The organism is Curtobacterium sp. MCLR17_039, from assembly GCF_003234745.1.
In the GTDB taxonomy this organism is placed as follows: domain Bacteria; phylum Actinomycetota; class Actinomycetes; order Actinomycetales; family Microbacteriaceae; genus Curtobacterium; species Curtobacterium flaccumfaciens.
In genome coordinates this window covers 66,638-80,167 of record NZ_QKTF01000011.1, presented here as the reverse complement: position 1 = coordinate 80,167, position 13,530 = coordinate 66,638, and the positions used below count along the sequence as shown (strand labels likewise).

General features: G+C 72.0%; 14 protein-coding genes. 10 read left to right on the top strand and 4 right to left on the bottom strand.

The features are described 5' to 3' along the window. The first annotated feature begins 40 nt into the window (after positions 1 to 40). The 4 genes from DEJ00_RS13470 (at position 41) to DEJ00_RS13455 (ending at position 3,773) form a co-directional block, all read left to right on the top strand. Entirely contained in the window at positions 41 to 538 is a 498-nt protein-coding gene (locus tag DEJ00_RS13470) for a hypothetical protein (protein WP_111057694.1), read from the top strand. 3 nt (positions 539 to 541) lie between these two features. Then, complete coding sequence (locus DEJ00_RS13465) at positions 542 to 1,357, top strand: trypsin-like serine protease (RefSeq protein ID WP_111057693.1); 816 nt, start codon at positions 542 to 544, stop codon at positions 1,355 to 1,357. A gap of 169 nt (positions 1,358 to 1,526) precedes the next feature. Continuing rightward, the gene (locus tag DEJ00_RS13460; protein WP_111057692.1) at positions 1,527 to 2,621 is read left to right on the top strand and encodes a tyrosine-protein phosphatase; all 1,095 of its coding nucleotides are present in this window, start codon (positions 1,527 to 1,529) and stop codon (positions 2,619 to 2,621) included. Positions 2,622 to 2,753: 132 nt separating this feature from the next. Then, positions 2,754 to 3,773 carry a LacI family DNA-binding transcriptional regulator gene (locus tag DEJ00_RS13455; RefSeq protein WP_111057691.1) on the top strand — a complete coding sequence of 340 codons (1,020 nt, stop codon included), beginning with the start codon at positions 2,754 to 2,756 and terminating at the stop codon, positions 3,771 to 3,773. 99 nt (positions 3,774 to 3,872) lie between these two features. Here the strand turns inward: DEJ00_RS13455 and DEJ00_RS13450 are convergent, their stop codons facing one another. From DEJ00_RS13450 to DEJ00_RS13440, 3 genes are read right to left on the bottom strand one after another with little or no spacing between them, the layout of a single operon-like run. Continuing rightward, a complete protein-coding gene (locus DEJ00_RS13450) occupies positions 3,873 to 5,183 on the bottom strand; it encodes a HAMP domain-containing sensor histidine kinase (protein WP_146247977.1) in 1,311 nt (436 codons plus the stop codon). A gap of 50 nt (positions 5,184 to 5,233) precedes the next feature. Next, positions 5,234 to 5,917: a response regulator transcription factor gene (locus DEJ00_RS13445; RefSeq protein WP_111057689.1), complete on the bottom strand. Its 684-nt coding sequence runs from the start codon at positions 5,915 to 5,917 to the stop codon at positions 5,234 to 5,236. Between the two features lies 1 nt (position 5,918). Then, positions 5,919 to 6,638 carry a VIT family protein gene (locus tag DEJ00_RS13440; RefSeq protein WP_111057688.1) on the bottom strand — a complete coding sequence of 240 codons (720 nt, stop codon included), beginning with the start codon at positions 6,636 to 6,638 and terminating at the stop codon, positions 5,919 to 5,921. Between the two features lie 124 nt (positions 6,639 to 6,762). Here DEJ00_RS13440 and DEJ00_RS13435 point away from each other — a divergent pair, with 124 nt between their 5' ends. From DEJ00_RS13435 to DEJ00_RS13425, 3 genes are all read left to right on the top strand, one after another. Beyond that, on the top strand, positions 6,763 to 7,227 hold the full coding sequence (locus tag DEJ00_RS13435) for a DUF2231 domain-containing protein (protein ID WP_111057687.1): 465 nt from the start codon (positions 6,763 to 6,765) through the stop codon (positions 7,225 to 7,227). 158 nt (positions 7,228 to 7,385) lie between these two features. Beyond that, on the top strand, positions 7,386 to 8,036 hold the full coding sequence (locus tag DEJ00_RS13430; protein ID WP_111057686.1) for a heme utilization protein: 651 nt from the start codon (positions 7,386 to 7,388) through the stop codon (positions 8,034 to 8,036). Positions 8,037 to 8,038: 2 nt separating this feature from the next. Beyond that, the gene (locus tag DEJ00_RS13425) at positions 8,039 to 9,058 is read left to right on the top strand and encodes a LacI family DNA-binding transcriptional regulator (protein ID WP_181440188.1); all 1,020 of its coding nucleotides are present in this window, start codon (positions 8,039 to 8,041) and stop codon (positions 9,056 to 9,058) included. A gap of 76 nt (positions 9,059 to 9,134) precedes the next feature. Here the strand turns inward: DEJ00_RS13425 and DEJ00_RS13420 are convergent, their stop codons facing one another. After that, positions 9,135 to 10,016 carry an inositol monophosphatase gene (locus tag DEJ00_RS13420; protein WP_111057685.1) on the bottom strand — a complete coding sequence of 294 codons (882 nt, stop codon included), beginning with the start codon at positions 10,014 to 10,016 and terminating at the stop codon, positions 9,135 to 9,137. 241 nt (positions 10,017 to 10,257) lie between these two features. On the opposite strand from DEJ00_RS13420, the gene DEJ00_RS13415 reads away from it, so the two are divergent. The 3 genes from DEJ00_RS13415 to DEJ00_RS13405 are packed head-to-tail and all read left to right on the top strand — an operon-like array spanning position 10,258 to position 13,459. Then, positions 10,258 to 11,235, top strand: a complete 978-nt coding sequence (locus DEJ00_RS13415) for a carbohydrate ABC transporter permease (RefSeq protein ID WP_111057684.1) — start codon at positions 10,258 to 10,260, stop codon at positions 11,233 to 11,235. After that, positions 11,235 to 12,065: a carbohydrate ABC transporter permease gene (locus tag DEJ00_RS13410; protein WP_111057683.1), complete on the top strand. Its 831-nt coding sequence runs from the start codon at positions 11,235 to 11,237 to the stop codon at positions 12,063 to 12,065. The genes DEJ00_RS13415 and DEJ00_RS13410 overlap by 1 nt, the downstream gene beginning before the upstream one ends. 56 nt (positions 12,066 to 12,121) lie before the next feature. Next, positions 12,122 to 13,459, top strand: a complete 1,338-nt coding sequence (locus tag DEJ00_RS13405; RefSeq protein ID WP_111057682.1) for an ABC transporter substrate-binding protein — start codon at positions 12,122 to 12,124, stop codon at positions 13,457 to 13,459. The last annotated feature ends 71 nt before the right edge of the window (positions 13,460 to 13,530 follow it).

The window sequence follows — 13,530 nt, the reverse complement described above, 5'->3', positions numbered from 1 at the left end:
CCGAGCCGCCCGGCCGCACCGCCACGAACCGAGGAGTCCCATGCGTTCCACCCCGTCCACCCACCGCACCCCGTCGGTCCGCCGACTGACCGTGCTCGCGACCTGCGTCACCCTCGGCGGTGCGCTCGCCGCAGGCGTCCTGGTCCCCGCGCAGGCCGGAGCCGCCACGATCTCCCACACGACGCACACCACGCACACCTCGGCCCAGCCTGCGGCCGTGGCGTTCACCGCCAAGACCTACGGCGGACCCGACCGGAAGAGCTTCACCGGCATCACCTTCGCCGGGACCGGCAAGCCCGACACCCTGGTCATCGTCTACTACGACGCTCCGGGCAAGCCCCGCGGCCTGTTCGACAAGCACATCGCCGAGGTCACCTCGGGGGACGACTTCGTCAGCGCCAGCGGCCACTACCGCTTCACCGCGGCGTTCCCGGACCTGCCGCGCGGGACGACGACGCTGCACTGGCACGCCCGGCTCGCCGACCCGGACACCCTGTCGGTGATCGGACGCGTCAACGGCACCCGCACGCTCGGCTGACCCGTGACCCGTCACGCGCACCCGGCGCTCGTCCACACCCTGGCCGTCGCCGTGTCCCTGGCGGCCGTCGTCGGGGCCACCCTCACCTGGGCTCCTTCGGCCTCGGCCACCACGAGCGACCCCGACCGGGTCGCAGCGCCGATCATCGCCGGCACCGAGGTCGGGGTCCCCGGCGGCACCTGCACGGTCGGTGCCGTGCTGGCCGCGAAGGGGTTCCGCAGCCAGTTCACGCAGTACCAGCGGGCGACCCGGTGGGTCGTGCTCGCGAAGCACTGCGCGCCGCTGCAGGCACCCGTGCAGCTCGACGGTGCGACCGTCGGCAGCGTGGTCTGGCAGTCCGCGGAGTCGGACCTCGAACTCGCGGTCATCCCGCCCCTGGCGTGCACCCGGGCTCGGGCGGCGACCGGGTCGTGCGACCCGTCCGTCGCGACCTGGACGCCCCGGGCATCGGGTCGCGTGTTCAACCGGGTCGGCGGGGTCCTGGCACGTCCCGCCGTGACCGGCATCGGCCAACCGGATGCCGCTCCCTTCTGCACCAGCGGGGCGTCGAGCGGGCTGCTGTGTTCCTGGACCTCCACACGTGTGCCGGCAGCAAGCCGTCCCGGCGCGCAGCACCTCGCCGCCGCGCGCGCCGACGCCGGCGCCGGCATCGAGCCGGGCGACGCCGGCGGGCCGGTGATCAGCACCACGAACCGGCTGTACGGGATCATCTCGGGCAGCACGACGACGAGCCCGACGGGCTCGACGGTGCTGCTCTACACGCCCGTCCAGCAGGTGCTGACCGAGCTGTTCCGGTACCGGCTGGCCCCGGCGTCCTGAGGCGCGGGCCGCCGGGTGGGCGACTGAGCGCTGCCTCATGAACCGGACACGCCCCGGCCACCTCGCCGCCACGCCGCCGACGACCCTCGCCGCGATCCTGCGGGGAGCCGGACGTCACCACGTCTGGCTCCCCACGACCCCAGGGTCCTGATCAGATCGAGGTTGCCCCGTGTCCCCGCGCCGCCACTCCCCACTCACCCGCTCCCCACGCCTCCACTCCCCGCGCACCACCCGCGTCGCCGCGACCGCCCTCGCCGGCCTGGCCGTCGTCGCCTCCGCCGCGTTCTCCGTCCCCGCCGCCCACGCCGACGACACCCTGCAGCCGGCGTTCACCGCCGCCGACCACCCGATCACCGACGTCCCCGGGCTGGTCAACGGCCGTGAGCTCGCCGCAGTCCGCGGCCGGTCCGGTCAGACCGTGAACGCCCCGCGGCTGATCCGCTCCGAGTCACTCGACAAGATCACCGGGGCCGGGGCCACGACCCTGGCCGACGAGTACCACGTCGACCTCGTCGTCGACCTGCGCACGCCGTCCCAGATCGCCGCGAAGCCGGACGTCGCGATCCCGGGTGCACGACACGTCGACATCTCGATGTTCGGCGCGGACGGCGACTACAGCGACGACACCGCGATGTACCACGACCTGGTCGACAAGGGCCGGGTCGACCAGGCGACACCCGGGTCGATGATCACCGCGTACCGCCGGGTGCTCCGGATCCTCGCCACGCACACCAGCGGCACGGTCCTGATCCACTGCTCCCACGGCATGGACCGCACCGGCACCGTCGTGGACCTGCTCGACCGGGTGCTCGGCGTCGACAGCGCGGACACCCTGCACGACTACCTGCTCTCGAACACGCAGCTCGGGGTGACCTGGGCCACACCGCAGCTGCTGCAGGGCACCTTCGAGCAGGACATCGCGACCGAGTACGGCGGCATGGACTCGTACCTGACCGACACGATCGGCGTGACGAAGCACGAGGCCGCCGCCCTGCGCGAGCGCTTCCTCGTGTCGAACGACCCCACTGCGTCCTCCATCACGGTCGCGGGCGTGCGCGTCCACCTGCCCGCCGCTGCCTCGTCGCACGGCGCGACGGTCACGGCCCCGGTCCGGACGCTGCGCGCTGCGGACGTCCACGTGCACACCACGAACCCGAACGCGGTCACGAGCGTGCACGTCTCCGGGCGGACCGCGCACATCACCGTGACGGCCCAGGACGGCACCACGACCAAGGGGTACCGCCTGACGGTGCGGCACCGCTAGCCCGACGCCGACCGCCCGCGGCCCGCGCCGGGCGGTCGGCGTGACCAATTGTTCACCACCACCGTCGCCCGGTCCGAGCGTCCCTCCGGCTACCGTGACACTCGTGCAGTCCTCCAGACAACGGCGCCCGCGGTGACCGGACACCCCGCCGTCCCGACCATCCACGACGTCGCCGCCCTGGCCGGTGTGTCGAAGTCGGTCGTCTCCCGAGCCCTCGCCGGCGCGTACGGCGTCGCTCCGTCGACGACCGAGCGGGTCAAGCGCGCCGCCATCGACCTCGGCTACGTGGCGAACGCCAACGCCCGCGGCATGTCGGCACACCGCACGCACACGCTCGGGGTGTTCGTCCGCGATGCCTCCACCCCCTTCTACGGGCACCTGCTGACCGCGTTCCAGCTGCAGGCCGCGGCGCGCGGGTACCGCGTCGTCACCGCCACCGGTGCGGGGTCGTTCCCGGTCAGCGAGGAACGCCGAGCGTTGGAGACCCTGGTCTCCCTGCGCGTCGAGGGGCTCATCGTCTGCAGTGGCGCCCTGCCGATCGCCGACGTCCTGCCGTTCGCCCGGCGCATCCCGACCGTGGTCTCCGGGCGCCCCGAGACGAACGATGCGGTGAGCAGCGCGTACTGCGACGAGCGCGGTGGCGGACGCGGGCTCGCCGACCACGTCGCCGACCTCGGACACCGCCGCGTCGCCGTGCTGACGGTCGCACCGGCCGGGTCACTGACGCAGTCGGCGCGGACCGACGCGATGGTGCGCCGACTCCGTGCGCGCGGCGCCGAGGTGCTCCGGATCCGCTCCGAGGACCACGGAGCAGACCCCGAGGACCTCGACTCGTTCCTCGAGCAGGTCCTGCGGGCCGGTGGCGTGACGGCGATCATGGCACCGAGCGACCGCTGGGCCGTCGGTGTGCTCGAGTCGATGCGCCGCCGCGGCCTCCGTGCGCCGGACGACCTGTCGGTCACGGGCTACGACGGGGTCGCCCCACTCGCCACCGAGCTGCTCGGCATCACCTCGTGGCGACAGCCGCTCGGCCTGATCGGTCGTCTGTCCGTCGACGACGTGGTCGACCAGATCGACGGCCGGTCGACGGGCGTGACCCACAACGCGGTCGACGGCACCCTGGTACCGGGCCGGACCGCCGCCCGGGTCTGACCGCCGGGCAGAACGCACCCCGGGCCTGCCCGGCCCGCTCCTCAGCCGCGACGTTCGGTCGTTCCGGAGTCCGAGTGACGATGTGGTCGGCGAACCCGGTCAGCACGCGGGGAGCGTGACGCTGGCGACGGCACCCCCGGAGGGGACGTTGCGGAGGTCCGCCGTCCCGTTGGCACGTTCCGCGATGCCTCGTACCAGGGAGAGCCCGAGTCCGCTCCCGCCGAGGACGGCACGCCGTGCACTGTCCGCCCGGGTGAAGCGGTCGAAGGCCTGTGGGAGGAAGTCGTCCCGGACGCCGGGTCCGTCATCGACGACGCGCAGCTCGAGCCGCCCGTCGGCGGACTGCTCGAGCGTGACCCGGATCACGCCGCCGTCCTCCCCCGCTGCGATCGCGTTCGCCACGAGGTTGTCGACGACCCGGGCGAACGCCGCGGGCTCGATCCCGTAGTGCTCGTCCGGCGCAGTCAGGCGGACGGCGAAGTCGATGTCGCGCAGACCGACGGACGAGACGGCGCGAGCACGGTCGATCGATCCCATGAGTTCCGTGACGAGCGCAGCGACCGGCGTCGACGGAACGGCGCCGCCTTCACCCAGTCGACTGAGTTCGAGCAGGGCGTTCGCCAGCGCGACCAACCGGGCGGCATCGCTCTCGGCTGCGCGCAGCGCACGTTCGAGGGCCACGGCATCGCCGGACGAGCGGTGCGCGAGTTCGAGCCGCGCGGTCAGTGCCGCCAGCGGCGTGCGGAGTTCGTGGCTCGCATCGGAGACCATCCGCCGCTCACGCTCGGTGTTCTCGCGCTGCCGGTCGATGAAGGTGTTGAGGGTCCGGGCAAGTGCCGCGAGTTCGTCGTCGGACGCCCCGACGGGCAGGTGTCCACCACCGTTCCCGGCACTGAGGTGCTCGGCGATCCGGCGCATCCGCCCCACCGGGCGGAGGGCGAGCGTCGACAGCAACCACGCCGTCGCGCCGAAGGCGAGCAGCGCCAAGACCGTGCCGACGACCAGTGACCGGTCCACCCGCGCCACCGTCTCCTCTCCGGCCCGACCGTCGTGCGCGGCCCAGACGACGAACGACCCGGCGGCGTTCCCCACCGGCACACCGACGACCGTCACAACCCGGCGTGCGGTGTGGAGCCGCAGCGTTTCGCCGTCGTCCGGCACCGTCGAGGGCAGCGCCGCACGGACGTCGCGCGGCAGGGAGTCCACGACCCATCCGCCGGACGCCGACCGGATCCCGACCAGGACGTCCTCTGCTGGACGGTCCGGCGCCTCGTCCGGGTTACGCCGGAGATCGGAGACGAAGGGTGCGGCGTCACCGGAGGCGAGGAACCGGTCGGTCGCGAGCGTCGCGCGTTCGATCTGCACGTGCAGGACGACCGCGACGCCGGAGAGCACGACTGCACCGACCATCAGACTCCCGAGGGTGATCCGGGCACGGATCGACAGACGGCGCAGGAACCTCACGTCGCCGACACGACCTCGAGGGCGTACCCCACGCCGCGCACCGTCCGGATCGCGACGTCAGCGCCCGAGGCCTGCAGTTTCTTGCGGAGGTAGCTGACGTACTGGTCGACGATGGTCGGGTCGAAGTGCTCGGGGCTCCCCCAGACCTCCTCGAGCACCTCGGTTCTGGTTCGCGTGTCAGGGGCGCCCTGGATCAGGAACCGCAGCAACGAGAACTCCTTGACGCTCAGCGGCAGGTCCCGCCCGCGCACCGACGCACGCACGGCCAGGGTGTCGAGCCGCACCGACCCGGCCTCCACGATGGTCACCCCACCCGCGGCGCGACGCCGCAGGTGCGCCCGGATCCGCGCGTTGAGCTCGGTGATCGCGAACGGCTTCGTGAGGTAGTCATCCGCCCCGGAGTCCAGCCCGAACACCCGGTCGTCGACGGCGTCCCGTGCGGTCACCAGGATCACCGGGAAGTCCTGGCCGAGCTCACGGAGCCGCCGACAGACCTCGAAGCCCGTCATCCCGGGCAGCATGACGTCGATCGCCGCCGCCTCGAACGACTGGGTCCGGGCCTGGACGAGTGCGGCGATGCCGTCGGTCACGACCGTGACCACGTGTCCTTCACCGGTCAGGCCGCGCTCGACGAGGGCACCCATCTCCGGGTCGTCCTCCACCACCAGGATGTTCGCCATCTCAGACGACCCCGCTCGTGCCGAGCAGGGACCCGATGACGAAGGTCGCCGCGAGGGCCAGGGCTCCACCGACGACCACCCGGGCGGTGGCGCGGCGCAGTGAGCCTCCGCCGATGCGGGCTCCCGCGGCTCCGGTCAGGGCCAGCGCGAGGAGGACGACGACGAACGTCGCAGGCACCCGGATCGCCTCCGGGAAGAGGAGGATCGCCAGGAGCGGAAGGAGCGCGCCGATCGAGAACGCTGCGGCGGATGCGAACGCGGCGTGCCACGGGCTGACCACCTCGTCCTCGTCGATCCCGAGTTCGGTGGTGAGGTGTGCGGCGAGGGCGTCGCGCTCGGTCAGTTCCGAAGCCACCTGTTCGGCCGTTGCTCGTCGGAGACCGCGGGCCTGCCAAAGCTGCGTGAGCTCCTCGAGCTCGGCGGCCGGGTCGTCGGCCAGCTCGCGGCGTTCCTGCTCGATGAGGGACTGCTGGCTGTCCTTCTGGCTGCTCACTGACACGTACTCGCCGAGCGCCATCGACACAGCGCCGCCGACGAGGGCCGCGATGCCGGCCGTCGCGATCGCCGGAACGGACGACGAGGCACCGGCGACGCCGACGATGATGGAGGCCGTCGACACGATCCCGTCGTTCGCGCCGAGGACTCCGGCGCGCAGCCAGTTCAGACGTGCCGCGAGGTCGCCGGTGTGCGCTTCTCCGGCGTGCGGCTCCGCGGTGCTCATGGTCTCAGCGAACCATGTCCGGGACGCCCTGTTCGTGTGAGGTTTCGAACGATCCGAGCCGCCGGATCCTGTTGTCTGGTCGAACCGCGCCTGCACCGTCGGGCGCTCGACGTGAAAGGCCGTCATGGACTGGCAGTTCGGCGGGATACCGCTCCACCCTCTCTTCGTCCACCTGACCGCGGTCGCCGTCCCGGTCGCGTCGTTGACCGCGATCGTGGTCGCGGTGTGGCCCGCGGCACGACGGTGGCTCGCAGTCGGCGCACCGATCATCGGCCTCGTCGCCCTCGTCTCGGTCCCCCTGGCGACGTCCTCGGGCGAGTGGCTCGAGCACCGAGAGCGCGAGAGCGCACTGCTCGAACGGCACACCGAACTCGCCGACGGCCTCCTGCCGTGGTCGATCGCGGTCTTCGCGCTCCTGCTGCTGTGGTGGGCCTGGCACAGGTTCGCGACCGACCGGGTGACGAGTGGCGGGGCGCTGCGCGCGGTCGCGGTCGTGGGGCCCGTGCTGCTGCTCGCCGCCGGCGTCGTGTCGATGATCGAGGTCATCGTCATCGGACACGCGGGCGCCGCGTCCGTCTGGAAGGGCTGACCGCACGGACCGGGACGGCACCTGCTCGGCGCCGCCGACACCCATCGTTCACCGTCCCGTCACGGACCGACGGGTGAGATCCGGACCCGTCCGGTCGATCATGGGGAACGTTCCCGATCATCGGGAACGTTCCCCATCCATCGACCACGGACGGACCCATGCCCCAGAACGTCACCGCCAAGCTGCCGCGCGACCCGAGCGACCCGTACCGCCACGGCATCTACCTGCGCCCGGACGCCCGCACCTGCCGAGCCGTCACGGTCGTCACCGATCAGCTCCGCGCGCAGTACGGCCTGCTGTCGGCCGGCGCCTTCCCGCCGCACGCCACACTCGTCGGCAGCCAGCCGTTCGGCAGCCACGAGGACCAGGTCATCGCGGCCGTCTCGGCGCTGCTCGACGGCCGACCGGGGTTCGACGTGCACAACGCCGGCATCCGAGAACAGGGCATCGGGTTCGTCTACGACGTCGCGACCCGACCGGACGGCTCGCACAACGACGACTTCGTCCGGCTCGCCGCCGACATCGAGGCCGTGGTCGCCCCGTTCCGGCAGCCGATGCAGGTCCCGCTGGCGAACGACTACGACCCGGAGCAGTACCGCGCGCACCTCTCGCTCGCCTCGCACGACCTGTACGGCCGACCGGACCTGCACGACGAGGTCGGCGCGTTCATCCGCGAGCTCGACGTCGACGTGCCGACCGGGTTCCGCGGCGACACCGTCGTGCTCTACCGCACCGCGAGCCCGGACTGGTCCGGTCGCTGGTGGCAGACGATGACCTGGGAGCACGTCCACACCTGGAAGCTCGCCTGACCGTGGCCGCGACCCTCCGCGACGTCGCCGAGCGGTGTGCCATCTCGCGATCGCTCGTGTCACTCGCCCTGCGGGGCGACGACGGTGTGTCCCGACCACGTCGGGAACTCGCAGTGCGGACGGCGGACGAGCTGGGCCTCCCGGTCGGTTCGCTCGCCCGGCGACGCGCGCAGGGCGCGCCGCTCGTCCTCGGGGTGGTCGTCACCGAAGCCGCGAACCCGTTCCACGACGAAGCACTCCGGAGCGCACGCGCGACCGCGCAGACCCTCGGGTTCGCGCTCCGGGTCGTGGACGGGTTCCGTGACCCTGCCCGGTTGGCCGACGGCCTGGAGGCCCTGCACACCTCCCGCGGATCGGCCGACGGTGTGCTCGGGGTCGCGGTCCTGAGCAGTCGGCTCGCCCCGGCACGGCTCGCGGCGGTCGCGCGCGACCTGCCGGTCGCGGTCCTCGGATCGAGCGGGTCGGCGCTCGCCGGTCTCGGACTCGACACCGTGTGTGCCGACGAGGAGTCGGGCATGCGGGCACTGGTGCTCCACCTCGCCGCCCTCGGGCACCGACGCACGTGCTTCGTGGCGGAGTCCGGCCACCCGTCGACGACCCGTCGTGCCGTCGCGCACGCCGCGGTCACCGGGCAGCTCGGCGCACCGGGCGAGCACCGCGTCGACGACGTCGAGGCCCTGGCGGCGGACCCGGCACGGATCGCGCGGCACCTCGGTGACGGGGTCACGGCGTTCGTCGCGACGAACGACGCGACCGCGGCGCGGCTCGTGTCGATCGCCGACGGCGCGGGGCTCGCGCTCCCCCGGATGGCGGCGGTGACCGGGTTCGACGGCACCGGTCTCGGCGAACGGCTCGACCTGACGAGTGTCGACCAGCCGCGCGTCCGGATGGGCGCGCGGGCGGTCGAGCTCGTGGTCGAGCGGCTCCGGGGTCGCCGCGGCGACCGGCACGAGGTGCTCCCGACACGCCTGCTGCCGCGTGGGTCCACCGCGCGGGCGGTCGCCGGGCACCCGCTCGGCTGACCGCTCGCGACACCCGCGCCGGGTAAGTCGGCGGGGCAGACCGACGAGCGGGCCGACTGGCGGCCCGGTCGGCGGCTCAGTCGGCGGCGGTCGTGGCCGACAGCTCCTGCACCCGGCGCACCAGCTCGGCGTGCGATCCTCCGGCACCGGCGGCGACGTAGTCGTCCGCCAGGTGTGCGCGGTCGACGACTTCGCCCCGACGGAAGCCCCGGAACCACCCGCCGGCGCGCTCGAGCACCAGGGCTCCAGCGGCGACGTCCCACGGGTGCGTGGCGAAGCCCATCGTGGCGTCCGACCACCCGGCGGCGACGTGCACCAGGTTGAGGGCACCGCTGCCGAGGCTGTGGTGGTGGCGGTACCGGAGCGTCAGGTCCCGGAGCAGGTCGAACGCCGCGGCCTCGCCGAGCAGGTCGAGGTCCTGCTGCACCGGGAAGCTCGTCAGGACCGTCGCTGCGTCATCCGGCCCCGACGACGAGTGCATCGGGGCGCCGTCGAGCCAGGCGCCGTCGTCGTCCGCCGCGAACACGTGGTCCGCGACCGGGTCGAAGACCACCCCGGCGACGACCTCGCCGTCGACCTCGGCCGCGATCGAGATGCACCAGTACGCGAGTCCGCGGGCGAAGTTCGCGGTGCCGTCGATCGGGTCCACGATCCACCGCACCACGGGGTCATCGGTGCTGCCGGTGTCCCCGGTGCCGTCGGTGTCCCCGGTGGTGCCGGTACTGCCGGTGGTGCCGGTTTCCTCGCCGAGGACGACGGAGCCGGGCACGGCTGCGGTGAGCACCGCCGTGATCGCCTCTTCCGCCGCGCGGTCGTGCAGGGTCACCACGTCGTGCGCGTCGCGCTTCGTGCTGATCGTCATCGGGGCGCGGAACACGGCGAGCAGGTCGGGCGCGACGGTGCGCGCGGCCTCCTCGGCGATCGCCCGGAGTGTCTGGGGAGCAGGAACGGTTCGCATGGTCTCCGGTTCTACGACGTCGAGGCTCCTGGACGGCGAACCACGCCGGTCGACGGACCGAACCCGAGGTGAACGCGCGGCGTGCGGCGGTGAACGTCGGCAGCCGATCGGCGGAGGGGTTGAACGCGGCGTGAACGGGTGACGGCGGGTGGTCGACGTGCCTTGACCGGTCTTCGACCCCCGCCGCACAGTGGAGTCGTTCCCGGTTAGGGAACGTTCCCTACTCGGAGGAGTCCGCCCCATGACGGTCCCCGTCAGGTCCGGCCTGGTCGCCGGTCCCCCGCGTGCCGCAGGGTCGCCGCAGTCGCGGCGGCCACCCCGGACGACCCGGACGACGCGGTCCTCGTTGCGCTCGGACCGCCGACTCGGTCTGGTGCTCCTCGCCCCGGCGCTGCTCGCGTTCGCGGTCTTCGTCTTCTACCCGCTCGGCCGCGTCCTGGTCCTCAGCACCCAGGGCACCGACATCTTCGGTCAGCCGGCAGGCTCGGTGGGGCTGCAGAACTACGTCCGCACGTTCACCGACCCCGCGTTCGGACGGACGATGCTGACCACCGCGGTCTTCTGCGTCGGCGTGGTCGTCGGCCGGATCGTGTTCGGTCTGCTCGTGGTGATTCCCCTGACCGTGAAGCTCCGCGGCCTGCCGGTCTTCCGCGCACTCCTGACGGCGCCCATGGTCGTGTCCGTGTCAGCGGGGTCCGTCGCGTTCGCGGCGATGCTCGCACCCGGCAACGGGCTGCTGAACACGGTGATCACCCAGTTCGGCGGCGCGCCCGTCCCGTTCCTGACGAGCACGCAGTGGGCCCTGGCGAGCGTCATCGTCGTGACGATCTGGGGGTCGCTCGGGTTCACCGTGCTGCTCCTGCTCGGAGCGTTCGGCGCCATCGACCAGGACGTCATCGAGGCGGCGCACCTGGACGGTGCCGGGCCCGTGCGGACACTCTGGTCGATCTCCCTGCCGCTCGTCACGCCGACGCTCTTCTTCGTCGTCGTGACCGGCACGGTCGAGGCACTCACGACCTTCGGGCAGATCCAGATCCTCACCGGCGGCGGTCCGGCCGACTCGTCGAAGACCCTCGTCTACGCGATCTACCAGCAGGCGTTCGGGTCCGGCAGCGCGAACTTCGGCCTCGCCTCCGCGCTCGGGGTCGTGCTGTTCCTGCTCGTCCTCGGGTTGTCGCTGGTGCAGTTCGGCGTGCTCGAGAAGCGGGTGAACTACTGATGCGCCCCGTCACCGCACGCCGACTCCGGAGCGTCTTCGTCTACGCCTGGCTCGTCATCGCGGTCGTCGTCGTCTGCTTCCCGCTCTACTACGTGTTCGAGGGCGCGCTCACCCCGACCCGGTACCTGGACCAGGGACTCGCCGGTCTCGTGCCGATCCACCTGACGCTCGACAACATCGTCCGGGCCACGCAGGTCGTCCCGCTCGGGCAGCAGTTCCTGAACAGCGTCATCGTCACCCTCGCCCAGACGGTGCTGCAGGTCGTCATCGGCATCATCACCGCCTACGCCCTGGTGTTCTGTCGACTCCGGGGCACCCGCGCCCTGTTCCTCGTCCTGCTCGCCAGCATGATGATCCCCGGCGAGACAACGCTGATCGCGAACTACCTGACCGTCGCGTCCTGGCACCTCATCGACACGCTCCTGGTCGTCTTCCTGCCGTTCGTGGCCTCGGCGCTGACGATCTTCCTGTTCCGCCAGGCGTTCCTGAGCTTCCCCGACGAGCTGCGCGAAGCCGCGGTGCTCGACGGCGCCGGACACTTCCGGTTCATCCGGTCCATGCTCCTGCCGCTCACCCGCCCGACGCTCGTCTCGGTCACCCTGGTGAGTGCGACGGCCGCCTGGAACGGGTTCTTCTGGCCGCTCCTCGTCACGAACTCGCCGGAGCACCGCACCGTGCAGGTCGGCATCGCCCAGCTGTCCGACGCCGAGGCCGCCGACATCGGCGTGGTCCTCGCCGGTGCAGCCATGGTGACCCTCCCCGTCCTGGTCCTGGTCCTCGTCGCCCAGCGGTTCCTCGCCGGTGGCCTCACCGCCGGCGCGCTCAAGTGACGACACGTCCGCTCCCCTCCCCGACCCCCGCCCGCCCCACACCCGAAGGACGCACCATGCCCGCACGTCGCTCCATCACCCTCACCGCACTCGCCACCGGCGCCGTCGCGGTCCTCGCCCTGACCGGGTGCTCCACGTCGAGCTCCGCATCGGACAGCTCCGGCCCCGTCACCGTCGACTTCTGGCACGCCATGTCCGGGCCGCCCGCGACCGAGCTCGACGCGCTCGTCGCCCGCTTCAACAAGGAGAACGACAAGCACATCACCGTCAAGTCGTCGTTCCAGGGGGACTACGCGGCCGTCCAGACGAAGTACACGGCGGCGGTGCAGTCCGGCTCGACGCCGGACCTGCTCATGATGAACGACGTGTCGACCGGCTTCATGATCGACTCCGGCCAGACGGTGTCCCCCGCGACGCTCAGTGGATCGAAGTCGGGTACCGACACGATCGCACCGGCCGCCGCGACCTACTACAGCGACGGCAAGCAACTCGCGGCGATGCCGTTCTCGGTCTCGATGCCCGTGCTCTACCTGAACAAGGCGCTCGTCGCGAAGGCCGGCCTCGACGCCACGAAACCGCCGAAGACGCTGGCGCAGGTCGCGACCTGGGCCGAGAAGATCCACGCCGCGACCGGTGGCTACGGCATGAGCATGAACATGGGCGACTCGTGGATGCTCGAGGAGCTCACCGCCTCGGGCGGTCAGGCGTTCTGCACGCCGGAGAACGGGCGGAAGGGCAAGCCGGTCACCGGCGTCTCGCTCACCTCGGACAGCCAGGTGCAGTTCATGACCACGCTGCAGAAGCTCTACCAGGACGGCGCCGCCCTGAACCCCGGCACCGACTCGACCGTGCAGAACTCGGCGTTCTCGAGCGACAAGGTCGGGATGCTGCTGACCTCCTCCGGCGCCTACACGACGGTCGACCCGGACGGCTCGAAGTCCGTCGTCGCCCGGTTCCCCACCACGTCGGCCTCCGACGACGCCGGGCAGGTCATCGGCGGCAACGCGCTGTGGATCTCCGGCAAGGGCCACTCGTCCGCCGAGCAGCAGGCGTCGTACACGTTCGCCAAGTGGCTCCAGACGCCGGACGTGCAGGCCGAGTGGGCGAAGGCGACCGGCTACGTCGCGATGAACACCGACGCCCAGGACACCACCGTGGGCAAGCGTTCCCTGTCCGACCCGAACATCGCCACGATGTACCAGCAGCTCGCCGACGACCCCACGAGCGTCGCCGCTGCCGGCTGCATCACCGGCGCGTTCCCGACGGTGCGCGCCACCGTCATCGGCGCCTTCAACCGGATCGTCGAGGGTGCCGACGTCGAATCGACCATGAAGGACGCCGAACAGCAGGCCGGCAAGCAGATCGAGTCCTACAACGAGGCCGCTGGCAAGTGACCAACTCCGGGTGCACGCCCCGTCGAGGCTGACCAAGGGTTCATGGAGCGCGACCGCCGTTCGCCATACGG

Coding starts and splice junctions, on each gene's coding strand:
- DEJ00_RS13410 (WP_111057683.1), top strand. CDS start 11,235: ATGCGCCCCGTCACCGCACGCCGACTCCGGAGCGTCTTCGTCTACGCC.
- DEJ00_RS13440 (WP_111057688.1), bottom strand. CDS start 6,638: ATGAGCACCGCGGAGCCGCACGCCGGAGAAGCGCACACCGGCGACCTC.
- DEJ00_RS13415 (WP_111057684.1), top strand. CDS start 10,258: ATGACGGTCCCCGTCAGGTCCGGCCTGGTCGCCGGTCCCCCGCGTGCC.
- DEJ00_RS13445 (WP_111057689.1), bottom strand. CDS start 5,917: ATGGCGAACATCCTGGTGGTGGAGGACGACCCGGAGATGGGTGCCCTC.
- DEJ00_RS13405 (WP_111057682.1), top strand. CDS start 12,122: ATGCCCGCACGTCGCTCCATCACCCTCACCGCACTCGCCACCGGCGCC.
- DEJ00_RS13450 (WP_146247977.1), bottom strand. CDS start 5,183: ATGGTCGGTGCAGTCGTGCTCTCCGGCGTCGCGGTCGTCCTGCACGTG.
- DEJ00_RS13430 (WP_111057686.1), top strand. CDS start 7,386: ATGCCCCAGAACGTCACCGCCAAGCTGCCGCGCGACCCGAGCGACCCG.
- DEJ00_RS13420 (WP_111057685.1), bottom strand. CDS start 10,016: ATGCGAACCGTTCCTGCTCCCCAGACACTCCGGGCGATCGCCGAGGAG.
- DEJ00_RS13470 (WP_111057694.1), top strand. CDS start 41: ATGCGTTCCACCCCGTCCACCCACCGCACCCCGTCGGTCCGCCGACTG.
- DEJ00_RS13435 (WP_111057687.1), top strand. CDS start 6,763: ATGGACTGGCAGTTCGGCGGGATACCGCTCCACCCTCTCTTCGTCCAC.